A 16,943-nucleotide genomic window follows, 5' to 3' on the forward strand; every position below is an offset into this window, starting at 1 on the left:
CCATCAACCCCACCTGCAGCACCTCCAGTTACGCCGCCTCTGACCGGCTCTGCGTGGGAGAGTGGTATTTGGCCCCTGTCCTGGCGCCTGCTGGAGCCGTTGAACAGGAGGGCGGGGCACGGTTGGAGGAGAGTGTGAAGGGCCCTGATATGTCCCGCGGTGCTCGTCTGGCCGCCCACGGCGCCGTTTCCACATCGCTGGCGCTGCGCAGTGACCGCAATCTGCGCGAGTTCGTGGACGCCGGCGCACCGCTGGGATCGGGCATCGGTGGGACAACGGTCCTGCTGGAGGTCGAGGGAACCCGGGTCTTCGTCAAGCAGGTACGGCTGACCGATTTGGAGCGACGGCCGGAGCATATTCACTCCACCGCAAATCTGTTCGAGCTCCCGACCTTCTGCCACTACGGCATCGGCACCATCGGCGGCCCGGGGTTTGGAGCCTGGCGGGAGCTGGCCGCGCACACCATGACGACGAACTGGGTGGTCGCGGGGGACTACGAGGGCTTCCCTCTGATGTACCACTGGCGGGTGATCCCAGACTCTGGCCAGCCGCTGCCCGAGGAACTGGCCGATGTGGACCGAGCCGTCGCCTACTGGGGAGGCGGATCAGCGGTACGCCGACGGATCGAAGCTCTCCAGCATTCCACGGCAAGCCTTGTGCTGTTCCTGGAGTACATCCCGCAGAATCTGCACGACTGGCTGAGCGTCCAGGTCGGGGCCAGCGACGAAGAGGCCGAACGGGTCTGCGCCATGGTCGACGAGGAGCTGAAAGTCGGCATCTCGTTCATGAACACCCACGGACTTCTGCACTTCGACGTCCACTTCGAGAACATCCTCACCGACGGCCAACAGCTCTTCTTCACCGATTACGGACTCGCGGTCTCCTCACGCTTCGACCTCTCGCGGGACGAGGCCGACTTCTTCGACGAGCACCGCACTTACGACCAGTGCTATGCCGTCACCCACCTGATGAGCTGGCTGGCCGTCGCTCTCTACGGACACACACCGGAAGAACGCAAAGCGTTTGTGACCGCGTGCGCCCAAGGGGTGACTCCGGAAGGGGTTCCGGCGTCGGTCGCGGCGCTCCTTGTCCGTTACGCACCGGTCGCGGCGGTGATGGGCAACTTCTATCGCGAGTTTCAACAGGAGAGCCGAGCGGCTCCCCATCCGCTGGCAACGATCTCTCGGATGGGGCGAAGTACGTGATCGGAGGCAGCCCGTTACAGGCGGGGGGGGTGAATCGGCCGTCGGGTAGCGTCCGCAGCCAGCCCCCGGTCGAGAGGACGGCCGGGGCCGCCGCCCGGGAGTTCGAGGAGGAGACGGGCTGGCGGCCAGGCCCGATGCGGCTGTTGGTGGCCATGGACCCGATGCCCGGCATCTCGACGTCCCACCACCGCGTGTACTGGTCGGACACGGCCGAGCAGGTACGCGAGGTCCCGGTGGACGAGATCGAGTCGGCCCGCAGGGAGTGGGTACCGCTGGAGAGGGTGCCCACGCTGGTCGAGCGCGGCGAGGTCCGCTCCGCGAACGCGCTCGCCGCGCTGCTCATGCTCCACCGGCTGCGGTCCCGTACGGGCCGGGGGCAGGCGCCACGACCCGAACTCGCCGCCGCACCGGCGCTGTTGGGACGGGCTTTCCGCTATGACAGGTGCGCCGGGGGCCCGTACCCGGCGCGGGCGGCCTCGGGGCCGGGGCCCCCGGGTCAGGTCAGGGGGCAGTCGCCGCAGGTGCCGCCCGACGGGGTGCGGTAGAGGAGGCAGCAGCTGCGGCGGCGGAAGACCGGGCCCGGTCCGGTGACGCCGCCGGTCCCGGCCAGGCGGCCCGTGGCGAGGAGTTCGGCGGTCAGCGCGGTGAGCGGGGTGCGCAGGGCGGGGCGGGCGGTGAGGAGTACGCGGGCCGAGCCGACCAGGGCGGAGGCCGCGTTCCCGGCGAGCAGCCGGGGTGCGACCTTCACCCGCAGTCCGGCGGCGAGTACGTCCAACTGCCCGCGCACCACCGTGTCGTAGAGCTTCGCGGCGAGCGCCGGGCCGTCCGGCGCGTACGTGCCGGACGCGGTGGGCAGCCGCAACGCCATCCCGTCGTCCGCCCGTTGGAGGTCCGTCAGGGACGGGACCACGCCGTGCAGCACGGCGCACGCCAGTACGGGGGACCAGAGGCGGGCGGCGTGTGAGAGCTGTACGAGGGAGGCGCCGACGCGGAGTTCGGCCGTGCCGTAGCGGGCGGCGGTGGCGGTGACGAGGTCGTCGTAGCCGCGCGCGTACGCGTCCCGTACGGGGTGCCAGCCCGCGTCCGGGCCGCCGACGCGGACCGCGAAGAACATGCCGAGGTCCGCCACGTCCCGCAGGGCCGCGGCGACGGCCCCGCCGGGCGCGGCAACTCCCGCGGGCGCGGGGCGCGGTGGCTCCGTCACGCCGCCGGGCCGGGTTCCGCTGGCGCGCCCGCCCCGCCTCGCCCCGGCGCGGTGAACGTGTGCAGGTCCAGGATGTCCGGCAGCGGTACGACGCCGGGTCCCCCGGCCCGTACCCACTCGACGACGTCGTCCGTGGCCGCCTCCTGGTTCACCAGCCCGAGCCAGACCGGCCGCCCGCCCGCCGCGCGGCCCTCGGCGGACGGCTGCACGACGATCACGTTCGCCTGCTCGCACACGTCGAGGCACTCCGAGATCCGTACGGGCACCTCCCGCCGCAGCCGCGCGGTCTGTGCCGCGTGGTCGACGCCGCGCACCTTCGCCGTACCGCAGCAGCAGTCCCGGCACACCGTGACCCGGCACGGCACCGCACCTGTCGCCGTGCCCGTGCCCCTGCCCGTCCCTGTCGGCTCCCCGGCCATACGCGCACCATCCCCTCCGGGGTACACCGCCCCGGGTCGTCGAGGAGGCGACCGCGTGAGTCTCCTGGCTCCCGGGTCACCGCTCGCCCCCGCCTTCCCGCCCGTCGCCGGGCAGTGGCTCCGCGGGGTCCGCTCGCCGGTCACAGTGGCGGTACCGCGCCGGATTCCCACCGGCTTCCTCGTCCCGCCGTCGCCTGTTACCCCGCCATCCTGGCAGAGGACGGCGGCCCTTCCCACAGCGCCCGAGGTCCGAAGCCCGGGGCCCGGACCCCGGGGCGTGCCGGTCAGCCGTCGTCCGCGAGGGTGTCGAGCACCTGCGTGAGGCGGTACGGCAGCAACTCCCGCATCGCCAGCGACGTACGGGTGCGGCGCACGCCGGGGCACGCCAGGATGCGGCCCGCGACGTGGTACAGCTCGTCCGCGTCGGACGCGATGACCCGGACCAGCAGGTCCATGTCGCCGCTGACGCCGATCACCTCGACGACCTCGTCGACGCGCGCCAGCTCCCGTACGACCTCGTCGAGGCGGCTCTGTTCCACCTCGGCGTTGACGAACGCGGTCAGCGGGTAGCCGAGGGCGGCCGGGTCGATGCGGCTCTCGAACGGCCGGAGGACGCCCTCCCGTTCGAGCTTCGCGAGGCGCGCCTGCACGGTGTTGCGGGAGATCCCGAGACGGCGGGCGAGCGCCAGGACCGTGGCGCGGGGCTCCTCGTTCAGGGCGCGGAGGACACGCGCGTCGGTCGCGTCGAGGGCTCCGGCCCTCCTCACATTGCTCACGGTGGGCACTCCTGGTGCGGTACGGACTGGGCAGTTTGGCGCATCCCGGGGGCGTTGATTGCGCACGTGGCGGTGGACCTGCGATTTTGCTCGTCTGACGATGCGGTGCAGGACGAGGTCGGAGGGCACGGGGAGTGACGTTGAACGGACTGCGGGACGGCGCGGCGGCGGACGGGCGGGACGCGGGGTCGTCCGGAGCGGGTGCGGCGGTGGACGGGCGGGGCGCGGAGGCGACCGGCGCGCTGCTGGAGTCGGTGGAGCGCCGCGTGAAGTGGCTGTCGACGGCGATCGTCGACCACGCCAACCGGGTCCGCCCCAACCCCACGGGGCTGAAGGTCGGCGGCCACCAGGCGTCCAGCGCGTCGATGACGTCGCTGATGACGGCGCTCTGGTTCGGGCGACTGACGTCGGCCGACCGGGTCTCCGTGAAGCCGCACGCCTCCCCCGTACTGCACGCCGTGAACTACCTCCTCGGCCATCTCCGGCCCGAGCAGCTGGAGACGCTGCGCGCCTTCGGCGGCCTCCAGAGCTACCCGAGCCGCACCAAGGACCCCGACCCCGTCGACTACTCCACCGGCTCCGTCGGCATCGGCGCCACCGCGCCGCTGTGGGGCGCGCTGGCGCACCGGCTCGTACGGGACCGGTTCGGCGAACCGGCGCCGCGGGGGCGGCAGTTCTCGCTGCTCGGTGACGCGGAGCTGGACGAGGGCGCCGTGTGGGAGGCGCTGCGCGACCCGATGGTCGCCGGGCTGGGCGAGGTCGTGTGGGTCGTGGACCTCAACCGGCAGTCGCTGGACCGTGTCGTGCCCGGCTCGACCCCGGCGGGCCTGGCCCGGATGTTCGAGGCCGCGGGCTGGCAGGTGCTGACGCTGAAGTACGGCAGCCTGCTGGAGGAGCTGTTCGCGCGGCCGGGCGGCGACGCGCTGCGGGCCCGTATCGACTCGATGAGCAACCCCGAGTACCAGCGGCTGCTGCGCTGCTCCGCCGACGAGCTGCGGCGCAGGCTGCCCGGCGAGGGCGGCGAACGCGCCGCGCTGGCCCGGCTGGTGGCCGACCTGGACGACGAGACGCTGCTGCGCGCGCCGCGCAACCTGGGCGGGCACGACATGCCGTCGCTTCTCGGCGCGTTCGACGCGATCGACGACACCCGGCCGACGGTCGTCCTCGCGTACACGGTGAAGGGCCACGGCCTGCCCACCGAGGGCCACCCGCAGAACCACTCGACGCTGCTGAACGCCGACCAGATGCGGCAGGTCGCCCACGACCTCGGCGCCGCGCTCGACGACCCGTGGGCCGCGTTCCCGGAGGGCTCGGCCGAGGCGGCGCTGTGCGCGGCGACCGCCGAGCGGCTGCGCCGGCCCGCGCTGCCGGAGTCCGTACCGCCGCCCGTACCGCCGGACAGCGGCCGTACGGCGCCCACCGGCGTGGGCAACACCCAGCAGGCGCTGGGCCGTACGCTGCTGGACCTGTCGCGGACCGCGCCGGAGGTCGCGGAGCGGATCGTGACGACCGCGCCCGACGTCACCTCGTCCACGAACCTCGGCGGCTGGCTCAACAAGGTCGGCGTGTGGTCGCCCACGACGGGCCACGACTGGTTCACCGACGACCCCGAGACGATGCTGCACTGGCGGGAGAGCGCCCGGGGGCAGCACGTGCAGCTGGGCATCGCGGAGACCAACCTGGTGGGTCTGCTGGGCGAGTTGGGCACCACGTGGAGCCGCTGGGGCAAGCCGCTGCTGCCGATCGGCGTGCTGTACGACCCGTTCGTCAACCGCGCGCTGGAGCCGTGGTCGTACGGGATCTACGCGGGCGGGCAGTCCGTCCTCGTCGGCACCCCGTCCGGGGTGTCGCTGGCGCCGGAGGGCGGGGCGCACCAGTCGGTGACGACGCCGTCGCTGGGCATCGAGCAGCCGGGCTGCGTCAGCTACGAACCGGCCTTCGCCCTCGACACCGAGTGGTGCCTCCGCGCGGCGCTCGGCCGTATCGGGAAGCCCGGCGGCGAGTCGGCGTACCTGCGGCTGTCGACCCGGCCCACCGACCAGTCCCTCGCGGCGGTGCCGACGGACCCGGCCGCGCGGGAGCGGCGCCGCCGCCAGGTCACGGCCGGGGGCTACGTGCTGCGGCACGCGGCGGAGCGGCCCGCGGTGACGCTCGCGGCGATGGGCGCGCTGGTGCCGGAGGCGCTGGCGGCGGCGGAACGGCTGGCGGCGCTCGGGCACGACGCGGACGTCGTCTGCGTGACCAGCGCGGACCTCCTCTTCCGTGCCACCCGGGGGCGGCGCGGGCAGGAACGGGCGGAGGACTGGATCCTCGACCAGGTGCTGCCCGCGCACCGGGCCGCGCCGATGGTGACGCTCGTCGACGGCCATCCGCACACGCTGGCGTTCCTCGGCACCGTGCACCGCGTCCCCCTCACCACTCTCGGCGTCACCGCCTTCGGACAGTCCGGGGCGCTGGACGACGTGTACCGGCACCACGGGATCGACGCCGACAGCGTCATCGGCGCCGCCCTCGACCTCGTCGAGGGCTGACCGGGTCCGCCGACCGGACGCCGACCGGCCCGGCCGGGGGACCGCCCCCGGCCGGGCCGCGTCGCGCCCGTGCGGCGCCGCGTCGCTCAGCGGACGGACGCCGTCTCCCGTACGTCCCCCGCGCCGCGTCCCGTACGCCGCCCGATTCGCCGTACACGTCGCCGTACGCCAGCGCGTCGCAGAGCGCGAGGAGCGCCGCCTCCACCAGGTTGGCGTGCGTGCCCACGGTGGTCCACTCGCGCCCGCCCAGGCGGGAGGTGAGGGTGACGCGGATCGCGGCGCCCGCGCCGTCCGCGTCGTCGAGGACCCGCACGTCGTAACGGGTCGGTTCCAGCGCGTCCAGCCACGGCAGCCGGGCACGCAGGGCGCCGCGCAGCGCGGCGTCCAGCGCCTCCACCGGCCCGTCGCCCCGCGCGGTGTGCCGGATCTCCCCCGTGGGCTCCCCCGCGTCCGCGCGCAGCCGTACGGTCGCCTCGGACAGCGCCGTACCGTCCGTACGCCGCTCCGACCGCACCTCGTGCGCCAGCACGGCGAACGGCGCCCGGAAGCCGCCTTCCACCGCACCGTCCCCCGCCAACTCCGCGCGTAGCAGCAGCTCCAGGGAGGCGTCGGCCGCCTCGTACGACCAGCCCGCCGCCTCCCGCTCCTTCACCTTCGCCACCGCGCGCGTCAGGGCGTCGGGCGCGCCCGCGAAGTCCAGGCCGAGTTCGGCGGCCTTCAGCTCCAGGCTGGCGCGGCCGGACATCTCGGACACGAGGATGCGCGTGCCGTTGCCGACGGTCACGGGGTCGACGTGGTTGTAGAGGAGCGGGTCGACCTTGACGGCGCTCGCGTGCAGCCCCGCCTTGTGCGCGAACGCCGAGTCGCCCACGTACGGCTGGTGCGGGTCGTGCGGCAGGTGCGCCAGCGCGGCGAGTTCGCGGGCCGTACGGGACAGTTCGGCCAGTCGTCCCTCGGGCAGCACGGCCATGCCGAGCTTCGTGCTGAGGTTGCCGACGACGGCGAACAGGTCGGCGTTGCCCGCGCGTTCGCCGTAGCCGTTGGCGGTGCACTGCACGTGCGTGGCGCCCGCCCGTACGGCCGCGATGGTGCAGGCGACCGCGCAGCCGGTGTCGTTCTGGCAGTGGATGCCGACGCGCAGGCCCGTGCGGGCGACGACCTCCTCGACGGTCGCGCCGAGGTCGTCGGGGAGTCGGCCGCCGTTGGTGTCGCACAGTACGGCGACGTCGGCCCCGGCACCGGCGGCGGCCTCCAGGACGCCGAGGGCGGTGGCGGGGTCGTACGCGTAGCCGTCGAAGAAGTGCTCGGCGTCCAGGAACACCCGGCGGCCCTCGCGGACGAGGAACCGGACGGTGTCCTCGACCATGGCGCGGTTCTCCGCCACGTCCGTACGGAGCGCACGCCGGATGTGCCGGGCGTCGGACTTGGCGACCAGCGTGACCACCGGCGCCTGCGCGTCGAGCAGCGCCCGCACCTGCGGGTCGCGGTCCGCGCGCGTCCCGGCCTTCCGGGTGCTGCCGAAGGCGACGAGCGCGGCGTGCCGCAGGGACAGTTCGTCCTGCGCGCGCCGGAAGAACTCGGTGTCCTTCGGCATGGCGCCGGGCCAGCCCGCCTCGACGAAGCCGACGCCGAGGGCGTCGAGCACGCGGGCGGCGGCGAGCTTCTCGGCCACGGAGTAGGAGATGCCCTCGCGCTGGGAGCCGTCGCGGAGGGTGGTGTCGTAGAGGTGGAACGCGTCGTTCAGGGGCGTTCCCGCCGGGGTCGTACGGGTCACTGGTGGCTCGTTTCCCTGCCCGTGCGTGCGGGCAGCGTGGGTCGCGGAGGAAGGCGTACGGGCCCGCCGTCCGGGCGCACTCGGCCGCCGCCCCGGCACGCGTACAGGACGCGGCGGGCGGGCGGGCGCGGGGTGCGGGGACGGGACGGGCGGAGGTGACGGACGTGGCGCGCGGGGCGTACGGCGGCGCCGCGCGCCGGGTCAGGGGTGGCGGCGCCGGGCCGTCACACGGCGCGGGGCGGCGGGCACGGGCCGCCGTACGGGACGGGGTGCCGGTACGGGACGCGCGCGCGGCCGGGGGGAGCCGAACAGTCGGTGCGGGCAGGGCTGTCGGACCGGGCGGCGCCGGAACGGGCTTCGCGGCGGGGCCGGGTTTCGCGGCAGGGCGGCACGGAAGACATGACGCGTCAGCTCCATCCTCGTGGGCTTCGTCGTGAAGCCTGCGGGCGGCGATCTGACTTCCGGAGCACCCCCGCGAGGGCACCCCGGTCACAGTGGCGGGACCGTGCCGGATTCACACCGGCTTCCCCACCTCGCAGGCACTTGCGCCCAGGTATAGCAGCCCAACTCCGCCGAGGGCGCCCGCTATCCACCCCTAGGTCCGCCCATAGGTCCACCCGCCGGTCGATGTCGTCCCGCTGGTGGGGGTCGGCCGTCAGCGACGGTAGCGTCCGCACGTTCCGCTGAAGACCTCGCGCAGGGCGGTCTTCAGGATCTCCTCGGCGCAGCTGTCGAGGCCGCGGTGGCCGACAGCGCGGGCCGGGTCCTGGTGCAGTTGGTCGGCGAGGCCGTCGAGGAGGGCGGTGATGCGGGTGGCGGCCAGCTCGGGGTCGGTGTCGGCCGGGACCTCGCCGCACTCCTTGCCGTTGGTGACGGCTCGGGCGAGTTGGGCGCGCAGGTCCGCGGCGGTGCTCCGGACGGTGTCGGCGAAGTCGGGGTTGTCGAGCGCCCGGCCGCGGAAGGTGCGGGTGACGCGGTACTCGTCCCGCCGGGCGGCGTCGAGGGGGAGCATCTCCTTGAGCGAGGCGAACGCGGTGGTCCTGATGGCCTGTTCGCGCTTCTCCCCCTCGGTGATGAGTGCCGCCACCCGCGTGTTCACGTCTGCCATGACCTGGCGGCAGGTGTGCAGCAGCAGGGCGTCCTTGCTGGGGAAGTAGTGCTGCACCAGTCCGACCGAGAAGCCCGCCTCGCGTGCGACGCGGGCCATGGTGGCGACGTCCAGGCCCTCTTGGACGACGATGCGGCGCACCGCCGCGCAGATCTGCCGACGGCGGGCGTCGTGATCAGCGGTGCGCGCCATGCGGCGACCGTACCAAGGTAGTGTGCGGCCATAACCATATGCTCATACGGTTATGGCGGCGCACGGCCGCCGGAACGGGGGAGAAGTTGAGACCACACGCTTGCCGCGCCGCCCTGCTCGCGGCCCTGCTGACACTCTGCGGGACGGCCGCGCCCGCCTCCGCGGCGCCGCGCGAGGACACGGGACGCGAAGTCGACCGGTACCTGCGCGAGCGGATGGCGGAGACGGAGACACCCGGCATGGCCTACGCGATCGTGGACCGCGAGCGGATCGAACGGGTCGGTACGAGAGGACACGACGGCCGGGGGAAGCCCGTGACCAACCGGACACCGTTCCTGTGGGGTTCGGTCGCCAAGCCGGTGGCCGCGACCGCGGTGATGGGGCTCGTCGAGGACGGCAGAGTCGCCCTCGACCGCAGCGTGCGGAGCTACCTGCCCGGATTCACCCTCGCGGACCGTGAGGCGGCTGCCGACATCACGGTCCGGCACCTGCTCACCCACACCAGCGGAATCCCCGAGAGGACCGGCGCCACCGACCGTTTCGACCGGCACGAGGACCCCTACGGCGAAGCGGTCGACGACCTGGCCTCGGTCACCCCCGCTGCCGAACCGGGCACCCGGCACCTGTACTCCAGCGCCAACTACCTCCTGCTCGGCGCCCTGGTGGAGGCCGTCACCGGCCGTTCCTACGCCGACCACCTGAAGACGGCCGTACTCGACCCGCTGCGCATGGACGGCACCGTCGCCACCCCCGCACGGGCCGCGCGGCTGCCCGACGGGCACAGCTACGTCTACGGACGACCGGTCGCCGTTCCGGCGCGGTTCGACCGCACCGGCCCGAGCTACGGCTACCTCGGCGGCGACGTCGAGGACCTCGCGCACTTCGCCATGGCCCACCTCGCGGAGGGCCGGCTCGGGAAGAGTCGGCTGCTGCGACCCGACTCGGTACGGGCCATGCACCACGGCACCGCGCGCGTCCACGACTCCGCCGCCTACGGTCTCGGCTGGCGCGACGACGACGCCAACGCCGACCTGGGCACCCGCACCGTGTGGCACGGCGGCGCCGCCCCCGGCTACCACGCCGCGGTCGTCCTCCTGCCCGACACCGGCCGGGCCCTGGTCGTGCTCCAGAACATCTACGGCTACTTCCAGGACTCCGCACTCGCCGCCACCTCCCTGGGCGCCGCCCGCATCCTGGCCGGAGGCACGCCGGAGGACGCCGGTGAGGACCCCGCGTACAAGCCGCTGCTCGCCGTGGGGACGACCGTCGCCGTCGCCGTCGCCGCGGCGACCGGCTGGACGCTCTTCCGACTCCTGCGCCCGGCGGGGACGTCCGCGTCGCGGCGGCGCGTCGCCCTGACGACGGCGGTCTGGGTGCTCCTCGGTGCGGGCCTCGCCCACGGCGCCTGGTTCGCCGTCCCGGACCTCCTCGGCGCCGGACCCGACCTCGTCCGCCTCTACGCCCCCGACCTCGGCTGGCTGCTGGTGGCCGTCGCGGTGGGCGGATCGGCGCTGGCCGTCGTACGCCTCGTCCAGGGGCTGACGCTCCTGCGCCGGGCCCGGGACGGCGCGCCCTCCTCCCCGGCACGGTCGGTACCGGCGGACACGGAAGGGGTCTGACCCGGGCAGCGGGACGGCCTGGTCCCGCGGAGAAGGGGACTCCGCGGGACCAGGCCGTGTGCGGGCCGCCGGGCCTCAGTCGGTGAGGGAGTCCTTGAACTTCTCCTTGGCCTGGCGGGCGTCGCCCTTGGACTGCTCCGCGCGGCCCTCCGCCGTGAGGCTCTCGTTGCCGACGACGCGGCCGACGGCCTCCTTCACCTTGCCCTTGGCCTGCTCGGTCTTGGCCTGGCTCTTCTCATCGGCAGCCATGTCACTCACCTTCGCTGTACGTACTTCGGCGTCCCCCACCGGTTGACCGCATTCGCGGCGGACAAACCTGCCTCCGCGTCCGTTCCACGACCGCCGCCGACGCGTCGTACCCGATCCGCGGCCCAACTCCTGGGGCCAGTAACCCCGTTGGACGCCGGTGGGCGGCGCGACGGACTTCCCCCGCGGCTCTCCCCCGCCCGGCTTCCTCAACGGCCCCTTAACCGCGCCTTAGCGGACGGTCAGCGGCGGCCCGGTTTGCACAGCCTTTCCCTTACGCCCACTGGTCCAGGCCATTGGGGCGCGCTAGCGTTCGTGCGTCCTCACCCCCCACGCATAGGACTTCACGTGGCTTCTCGTATCTCAGCGCGCAAGCGGCTCGCCATAGGGCTGGCCATCGGGGCCGTCACCGCAGGTGGGCTCGCCGTGAACGCGCAGGCCAACCCGGACGACGCGGCGAAGGCCGGACAGAAGACCGAGCACAGCACCGCCGGGAAGGCCGCCATGGGCGACACCCCGCCGGACGAGTTCTGGGGCGACACCGGGAGCATCCCGCCCGCCGAGAACGTACTGACGGTCAAGGTCCTCAACCGGACCAACGACAAGTACCCGGACGACCAGGTCTTCTGGACGTTCAACGACGAGACGCACTCGATCGCCGAGAAGGACACCGTCGACATGGCGGCGAACAGCGCGGGCCGGATGACGTTCCACCTGGGCTCGCCGGACGGCAAGCTGACGGACTTCATCGAGTTCACCGTCGGCGACGACGTGTTCAACGGCAACACCACCCGCGTCGACGGCTTCGGGCTGAAGCTGGCCATGCGGCTCAAGTCGCACGACGGCAACGACGTGCAGGTCGGCGAGGACTACTCGACCTTCCAGCAGAGCCGCGAGGAGACCATCGCGCAGTTCAAGGACGAGATGCCGGACGAGTTCGACGGCCTCGCCGCCGAGGACGGCTCCAACATCCTCGCGCCGCGCAGCTCCCCCGACTTCCAGGACGGCGGCGCGCACGCGGACTACTTCAAGTCGTACGCCGAGTCCTCCGGCATCAACGCGTCCACCGCCGAGATCATGGGCTGCTCCGGCGCGCTGGCCGAGGAGGCCGGCAAGTGCTCCGCCGTCAACCGGCACGTGGCGCACCTGTCCGAGGGCGACTGGTCCGACCCCGCGAAGTACTACCAGGAGGGTCCGGCCAACTACTACGCCAAGTTCTGGCACGACCACGGCATCAACAACCTGGCGTACGGCTTCCCGTACGACGACTTCGCCGGTCAGTCGTCGTTCGTCTCGCACAACGACCCGCAGTGGCTCGCGGTGGCCGTCGGCTACTGACGCCGCACGGGCCCGGCCCGTACGCACGCGCACCGCGTGAGCACGTGGCACCCACCACGTGGCGCGCACCGCTTGAGCGGGCCCGGCGCCCCCGGTACGTCCGGGGGCGCCGGGCCCGTGGCGTGCGCGCGGGGGCGCGGCGGTACGGTCGTACCGGACGTCCGGGTGCGGAAGGCGCAGGCGGGCGGGTGGGGACGGGCGCCGGGAGGCCACGGGGCACGCCCCGTCGGGCACGGCGCAGGAAGAGGAACCACCCGTTGGACACCGGCAGTTACTACGAACCCCGCGGCGCGCACCGCTACCGGCCCACCCCGCACGCGGGCGGCGCCTGGGACCCGGCCGAGCAGCACTTCAGCCCGCTCGGCGGCCTGATCACGCACGCCCTGGAGCGCCACCCGGCGGCGGCGCCGGAACGCGGCATGGCCCTGTCCCGGATCAGCTTCGACATCCTGGGGCGGCTCGCGCTCGACGAGTGCGAGATCCGGGTGGAGAGCGTACGGCCGGGCCGCACCATCGAACTCCTCGAAGCCGTCGTCCTGATCGCGGACCGCCCCGTCGTACGGGCCCGCGCCTGGCTCCTCGCGCACGGCGACACCGCCGCCGTCGCGGGCGGCGGCCCCGAGCCGCTCACGCCGCCCGACGGGCTCGCGTCGTGGTCGCTGGCCGACCAGTGGCCGGGCGGCTACATCGCGTCCGTGGACATCCGCCCGGTCGGCACACCGCGGCCGGGCCGTACGGCGGCCTGGGTGCGCACGCCCCTCGACCTCGTCGCCGGGGAGGCGTCGGGGCCGCTGGCGTCGTACGTGGCGCTGGTCGACACCGCGAACGGGATCGCCGTACGGCAGCCGCCCACGAAGTGGATGTTCCCCAACGTCGACCTGACGCTGCACCTGCACCGGCAGCCCGAGGGCCCCTGGACCGGCCTGGACACGACGGTGGTCTTCGGCGCGGGCGGACACGGGACGACGAGCAGCGTGCTGCACGACGTGGCGGGACCGGTCGGGTACGCGCAGCAGATGCTCACCGTACGGCCGCTGTGAGCCGCCGCCGCACCGGGCGGGCCGCCGGGGCTACTTGCCCCCGCCCACCTCGAACAGCAGGAAGAGGAAGCCCGCGATGAAGTGGCCGCCGACCAGGTAGACGAACAGCCGCAGGGCCAGCCCCCGGGGGAACCGCCCGTCGCCGCGCTCGGCCCCCGGCTCGTCCCTCGCCGCCATCTCGTCCTTCGCCGCCATGACGCCTCAACTCCCTTGCCCGGGTGCCCTGACGGGCCGGTGTCCCGCGCCGTCGCGGCCCGCGCCGCCGAGGCACAGCTCGGCGGCGCCGCTGCGGAGCAGGGTGTGCACGAACAGCAGCTCCACGCCGTCCGCCGTGGCCGCCGAGAGCCGGTGCGGCGTACGGGAGTCGAAGTGCGCCGAGTCCTCCGGCGCCAGCAGGTGCTCGGCGTCCCCGAGGCCGAGCCGCAGCTCACCCCGGAGCACGTACAGCAGCTCCTCCCCCGGGTGCACCCGTACGAGGTCCCGCTGCGCGCCGCCCGCCGGTACCCGTACGCGCAGGGCCTGCATCGCGCGCCCGGAGCCGCCCGCCTCGCGGTACACCCAGCCGTCGGCCTCGGTGTCCCGGGCGCGCGCGGCGCGGATCACCGGCTCCCGCTCTGGCGGCGCCTCGCCGAGGAGTTCGGAGACCGTCGTACCGTAGGTGCGGGCCAGCGTCAGCAGCATCGGCAGCGACGGCTGCCGCCGCGCCGTCTCCAGCCGGGACAGGTGCGCGGGCGACAGCCCGACGCGGCGGGCGGCGGCCTCCAGCGTGAGGCCGTGGGCGCGCCGCAGCTCGTACAGCCGGGGGCCGACGCCGGGCGGTTCCCCGGCGGTGGCGCCGCCGGGGGCGGGGCGGTCGGAGGGCATGCGTCCATTGAGGCAGGCGCCGGTCCGTGGGGCAAGTTTTTTGCCCCAGAGGCAAAGCGCCGGGAGTCGGCGGGCCCCGCGGTCCGTCCCGTGCCCGCCCGCACCGCGACCGGGGTCGGCCGCGGGCGCTCCGGCGGGAGTCGGCGGGCCCCGTACCCGTGCGCGTTGACACCGGGAGCCACGGGGACAACGATGTCCGCTGCGACGGCGCGCAGCCCGCGCTCCGGACGGCAGAGGGAGACCCCCCGTGCGAACGACCCGCGCGAAGACGGCCGTTCTGGCCTTTGTCATGGGCATGTTGGCCCTGTTCGGGGCCACGACCGCGGGGGCCGGCGCCCCGCAGGCCGACGACGAGCGCCGGGCCGCCGACGAGTACACGGTCACCCTGGTGAACAACACCGGCGGGCGCCTCTGGATCGGCAGCGTCGCGGAGCCCGGCTCCCAGGAGCTGACCGGCCTGCCCACCCTGGACGACGGCCAGCGGGCCACCGTCCCGATCCCGGAGAACGCCGAGGGCAAGTGGTACGGCAAGTTCGTGCCCCGCCAGGGCTGCTCCGGCGAGGACGGCGGCGACTTCCACTGCCAGGTGGGCGACTGCGGCCCGTACTCCGACCGCTGCTCGATCTACACCCCGCAGCCCGCCAGCTTCGCGGAGTTCCACTTCGACCGGAACGACCCGCTGGGCCTCTGGTACAACACCAGCTACGTGGACGGCGTCTCCGTACCCGTCACCGTCGACTCCGACGTGGACCCGATCCCCGAGACCGGGGAGTGCTCCACCGCGGGCTGCCCCGAGGACCTGCTGCCCGCCTGCCCCGCCGCCGACCTGGTCACCGACCCGGCCACCGGCGACCCCCTCTACTGCGACAACCCGGAGCCGGACTCGCCCGACACCGACTACAGCCGGACCATGTCGGAGCGCTGCCCCAAGGCGTACTCCTGGTCGGGCAACGACTCGGTGCCCGGCAACGACGTCGTCCGCAACTGCACCAGGTGCTCCGGCTTCACGGTCACCTTCCACTGACCCGCTGACCCGCTGACCCGCTGACCCGCGCGGCGCGAGCCCGCACCCCGCCCGTACGCCCCCACGCCGCGTACGTCTCACCCCGTACGCCTCACCCCACGGAGGACCGTGCCCATGACCCCCGCCCTGTCCCGGCGCCGCTTCCTCGGCGGCGCCGCCGCGCTCGGCGCGGCCACCGCCGCCGGTGCCGCCCTCGCCACCACGTCCGAGTCCACCGCCTCCGCCGGGGCGCCGCGCGCCGCCGCGGCCGGGGGCAAGGGCGTCAGCGCCACGTCGTTCCAGGGCGCGGGCGCGGCCCTGACCGACGTGGGCGCGTCCTGGTACTACAACTGGGCGTCCGGTACGGGCGACGTCACGCGCCCCGAGGGCGTCGAGTTCGTGCCGATGATCTGGGGCGCCGACTCCGTCAACGCGGACGACCTCGGCAAGGCCGCCCGCGAGGGCGAGCAACTGCTCGGCTTCAACGAGCCCGACATGGCGGGCCAGGCGAACATGCCCGCGTCCCGCGCCCTGGAGCTGTGGCCCCAACTGGAGGGCACCGGCATGCGGTTGGGCGCTCCGGCCGTCGCGTACGGGGCGGACCAGCCGGGCTCCTGGTTCGAGCAGTTCATGTCGGGCGCGAACGACCGCGGGCTGCGCGTCGACTTCATCCCCCTGCACTGGTACGGCGCCGACTTCGGCCCGGACGCCGTGGACCACCTGCGCGGCTACCTGGAGGCGACGCACGAGCGCTGGAACAAGCCGATCTGGCTGACCGAGTACGCCCTGACCGACTTCACCGGCTCCAGCCCGCGCTACCCCTCCGAGGGCGAGCAGACCGCGTTCGTCAGCGCCGTGGTGCCGATGCTCAACTCGCTCGACTTCGTGGAGCGCCACGCCTGGTTCACGCTGTCCACCGAGGCCAGCCCGACCGGCCTGCACTCCGGCGGCGCCCTCAACGCGACCGGCCGCGCCTACCGCGACGCCCCCGCGTAACGGGCCACGCGGGCACGTCCCGTACGACGGCGCGCGGTGCGGCTGCCCAGCCGTACCGCACGCCGTTGGCGTTGCCCGTGGCGCGTACGTCCTACGCGCCGCCCCCGTCGCCGTCCTCCGGCGCCGTACGGCTCACCAGCCGCTCGTAGCGCTGGCGGGCCGCCTGCTGGGTGCCGAGGCCGAGGCCGAACGCGATGTCCTGCCAGGTCATGCCACGGCCACGGGCCATCCGCAGCAGGCCCGCCTCCAGTTCGTCCAACTCGCCGCGCGCCCGGGGGACGAGGCTGAGCGCCGCCGTGAGGTCGGCGCGGTCGACCTCCGGTTCCCCCTCCTCCGGCTGCGCCGCGCCGCTGAGCAGGAACGCCACCAGCCGGACCGCCTCGTGCGGGCCGAGCACGGTCGGGTGGACCTGGCGGGCGCGCTGCGCGTCGGTCGCCGCGTGCCGTTCGGCGATGCGGAAGAGGGAGGCGTGCACGCGGTGCCGCCGCTCCTGTTCCGGGCTGGGGGGCGTGAAGGGGTCGTCGACCGGCCCGCTGTTCCGTGCGCTGTTCGCTGCCATGCGGACCAGCATGGACGGCACATGGAGCCGGTGTCAACGTTTCGTTGTGAACATCTCGTTCATACGCCC

At 73.9% G+C, this 16,943-nt stretch carries 16 protein-coding genes, 1 pseudogene and 2 riboswitches; of the genes and pseudogenes, 8 read left to right on the top strand and 9 right to left on the bottom strand.

All coding sequences use genetic code 11. From position 1 onward, the window contains the following. The first annotated feature begins 149 nt into the window (after window positions 1-149). Complete coding sequence (locus D7M15_RS07030; protein ID WP_121516702.1) at window positions 150-1,205, top strand: protein kinase family protein; 1,056 nt, start codon at window positions 150-152, stop codon at window positions 1,203-1,205. Window positions 1,206-1,285: 80 nt separating this feature from the next. Beyond that, window positions 1,286-1,564: pseudogene (locus tag D7M15_RS28915) on the top strand (NUDIX domain-containing protein); the annotation flags it as partial. 137 nt (window positions 1,565-1,701) lie between these two features. On the opposite strand, the gene D7M15_RS07040 reads toward D7M15_RS28915, so the two are convergent. The 3 genes from D7M15_RS07040 to D7M15_RS07050 all read right to left on the bottom strand — a co-directional run bounded on the left by D7M15_RS07040 (window position 1,702) and on the right by D7M15_RS07050 (window position 3,604). Next, window positions 1,702-2,319, bottom strand: a complete 618-nt coding sequence (locus D7M15_RS07040) for a (2Fe-2S)-binding protein (RefSeq protein ID WP_121520364.1) — start codon at window positions 2,317-2,319, stop codon at window positions 1,702-1,704. Between the two features lie 86 nt (window positions 2,320-2,405). Beyond that, the gene (locus D7M15_RS07045) at window positions 2,406-2,828 is read right to left on the bottom strand and encodes a (2Fe-2S) ferredoxin domain-containing protein (protein ID WP_121516703.1); all 423 of its coding nucleotides are present in this window, start codon (window positions 2,826-2,828) and stop codon (window positions 2,406-2,408) included. A gap of 57 nt (window positions 2,829-2,885) precedes the next feature. Next, a riboswitch (cobalamin riboswitch) is annotated at window positions 2,886-3,011 on the bottom strand. Window positions 3,012-3,112: 101 nt separating this feature from the next. Further along, window positions 3,113-3,604 (bottom strand): Lrp/AsnC family transcriptional regulator, encoded by a 492-nt coding sequence (locus D7M15_RS07050; protein WP_240649166.1) that lies wholly within the window; start codon window positions 3,602-3,604, stop codon window positions 3,113-3,115. Between the two features lie 209 nt (window positions 3,605-3,813). On the opposite strand from D7M15_RS07050, the gene D7M15_RS07055 reads away from it, so the two are divergent. Then, window positions 3,814-6,135, top strand: a complete 2,322-nt coding sequence (locus tag D7M15_RS07055; RefSeq protein ID WP_121520366.1) for a pyruvate dehydrogenase — start codon at window positions 3,814-3,816, stop codon at window positions 6,133-6,135. Here D7M15_RS07055 and cimA read toward each other — a convergent pair. Both cimA and D7M15_RS07065 read right to left on the bottom strand, forming a co-directional pair. Beyond that, window positions 6,101-7,909: a citramalate synthase gene (gene cimA / locus D7M15_RS07060; protein WP_121516705.1), complete on the bottom strand. Its 1,809-nt coding sequence runs from the start codon at window positions 7,907-7,909 to the stop codon at window positions 6,101-6,103. The two genes, D7M15_RS07055 and cimA, sit on opposite strands and share 35 nt — an antisense overlap. Window positions 7,910-8,336: 427 nt before the next feature. Then, a riboswitch (cobalamin riboswitch) is annotated at window positions 8,337-8,471 on the bottom strand. Window positions 8,472-8,564: 93 nt separating this feature from the next. Further along, window positions 8,565-9,209 carry a TetR/AcrR family transcriptional regulator gene (locus D7M15_RS07065; RefSeq protein ID WP_121516706.1) on the bottom strand — a complete coding sequence of 215 codons (645 nt, stop codon included), beginning with the start codon at window positions 9,207-9,209 and terminating at the stop codon, window positions 8,565-8,567. 86 nt (window positions 9,210-9,295) lie between these two features. Here D7M15_RS07065 and D7M15_RS07070 point away from each other — a divergent pair, with 86 nt between their 5' ends. Next, window positions 9,296-10,828, top strand: coding sequence for a serine hydrolase domain-containing protein (locus tag D7M15_RS07070; RefSeq protein WP_165906212.1), 1,533 nt, complete (start codon window positions 9,296-9,298; stop codon window positions 10,826-10,828). Between the two features lie 75 nt (window positions 10,829-10,903). On the opposite strand, the gene D7M15_RS07075 is transcribed toward D7M15_RS07070, so the two are convergent. Further along, window positions 10,904-11,077, bottom strand: coding sequence for a CsbD family protein (locus D7M15_RS07075; protein ID WP_121516708.1), 174 nt, complete (start codon window positions 11,075-11,077; stop codon window positions 10,904-10,906). 345 nt (window positions 11,078-11,422) lie between these two features. Between D7M15_RS07075 and D7M15_RS07080 the strand changes: the two genes are divergently transcribed. Both D7M15_RS07080 and D7M15_RS07085 read left to right on the top strand, forming a co-directional pair. Next, a complete protein-coding gene (locus D7M15_RS07080; protein ID WP_240649167.1) occupies window positions 11,423-12,412 on the top strand; it encodes a glycoside hydrolase family 64 protein in 990 nt (329 codons plus the stop codon). A 257-nt stretch (window positions 12,413-12,669) separates the two neighbouring features. Next, the gene (locus D7M15_RS07085; protein WP_121516709.1) at window positions 12,670-13,452 is read left to right on the top strand and encodes a thioesterase family protein; all 783 of its coding nucleotides are present in this window, start codon (window positions 12,670-12,672) and stop codon (window positions 13,450-13,452) included. A 30-nt stretch (window positions 13,453-13,482) separates the two neighbouring features. Here the strand turns inward: D7M15_RS07085 and D7M15_RS28395 are convergent, their stop codons facing one another. Both D7M15_RS28395 and D7M15_RS07090 read right to left on the bottom strand, forming a co-directional pair. Beyond that, window positions 13,483-13,629: a DUF6126 family protein gene (locus D7M15_RS28395; RefSeq protein ID WP_240649593.1), complete on the bottom strand. Its 147-nt coding sequence runs from the start codon at window positions 13,627-13,629 to the stop codon at window positions 13,483-13,485. A gap of 24 nt (window positions 13,630-13,653) precedes the next feature. Next, entirely contained in the window at window positions 13,654-14,316 is a 663-nt protein-coding gene (locus D7M15_RS07090) for an XRE family transcriptional regulator (RefSeq protein WP_121516710.1), read from the bottom strand. Between the two features lie 247 nt (window positions 14,317-14,563). On the opposite strand from D7M15_RS07090, the gene D7M15_RS07095 reads away from it, so the two are divergent. Continuing rightward, window positions 14,564-15,340: a thaumatin family protein gene (locus D7M15_RS07095; protein ID WP_127201716.1), complete on the top strand. Its 777-nt coding sequence runs from the start codon at window positions 14,564-14,566 to the stop codon at window positions 15,338-15,340. A gap of 114 nt (window positions 15,341-15,454) precedes the next feature. After that, window positions 15,455-16,315, top strand: coding sequence for a glycoside hydrolase family protein (locus D7M15_RS07100; RefSeq protein WP_121516712.1), 861 nt, complete (start codon window positions 15,455-15,457; stop codon window positions 16,313-16,315). Between the two features lie 91 nt (window positions 16,316-16,406). Here D7M15_RS07100 and D7M15_RS07105 read toward each other — a convergent pair whose 3' ends face one another. Beyond that, on the bottom strand, window positions 16,407-16,874 hold the full coding sequence (locus D7M15_RS07105; RefSeq protein WP_121520370.1) for a DNA-binding protein: 468 nt from the start codon (window positions 16,872-16,874) through the stop codon (window positions 16,407-16,409). Between the last annotated feature and the right edge of the window lie 69 nt (window positions 16,875-16,943).

Origin of the sequence: Streptomyces sp. Z26 (genome assembly GCF_003665095.1) — a bacterium.
GTDB classification, from domain to species: domain Bacteria; phylum Actinomycetota; class Actinomycetes; order Streptomycetales; family Streptomycetaceae; genus Streptomyces; species Streptomyces phytohabitans.

Excerpts from the sequence above, each read along its gene's own strand:
- D7M15_RS07030 (WP_121516702.1), top strand. The coding sequence starts at position 150 with ATGTCCCGCGGTGCTCGTCTGGCCGCCCACGGCGCCGTTTCCACATCG.
- D7M15_RS07040 (WP_121520364.1), bottom strand. The coding sequence starts at position 2,319 with ATGTTCTTCGCGGTCCGCGTCGGCGGCCCGGACGCGGGCTGGCACCCC.
- D7M15_RS07045 (WP_121516703.1), bottom strand. The coding sequence starts at position 2,828 with ATGGCCGGGGAGCCGACAGGGACGGGCAGGGGCACGGGCACGGCGACA.
- D7M15_RS07065 (WP_121516706.1), bottom strand. The coding sequence starts at position 9,209 with ATGGCGCGCACCGCTGATCACGACGCCCGCCGTCGGCAGATCTGCGCG.
- D7M15_RS07075 (WP_121516708.1), bottom strand. The coding sequence starts at position 11,077 with ATGGCTGCCGATGAGAAGAGCCAGGCCAAGACCGAGCAGGCCAAGGGC.
- D7M15_RS28395 (WP_240649593.1), bottom strand. The coding sequence starts at position 13,629 with ATGGCGGCGAGGGACGAGCCGGGGGCCGAGCGCGGCGACGGGCGGTTC.
- D7M15_RS07090 (WP_121516710.1), bottom strand. The coding sequence starts at position 14,316 with ATGCCCTCCGACCGCCCCGCCCCCGGCGGCGCCACCGCCGGGGAACCG.
- D7M15_RS07100 (WP_121516712.1), top strand. The coding sequence starts at position 15,455 with ATGACCCCCGCCCTGTCCCGGCGCCGCTTCCTCGGCGGCGCCGCCGCG.
- D7M15_RS07105 (WP_121520370.1), bottom strand. The coding sequence starts at position 16,874 with ATGGCAGCGAACAGCGCACGGAACAGCGGGCCGGTCGACGACCCCTTC.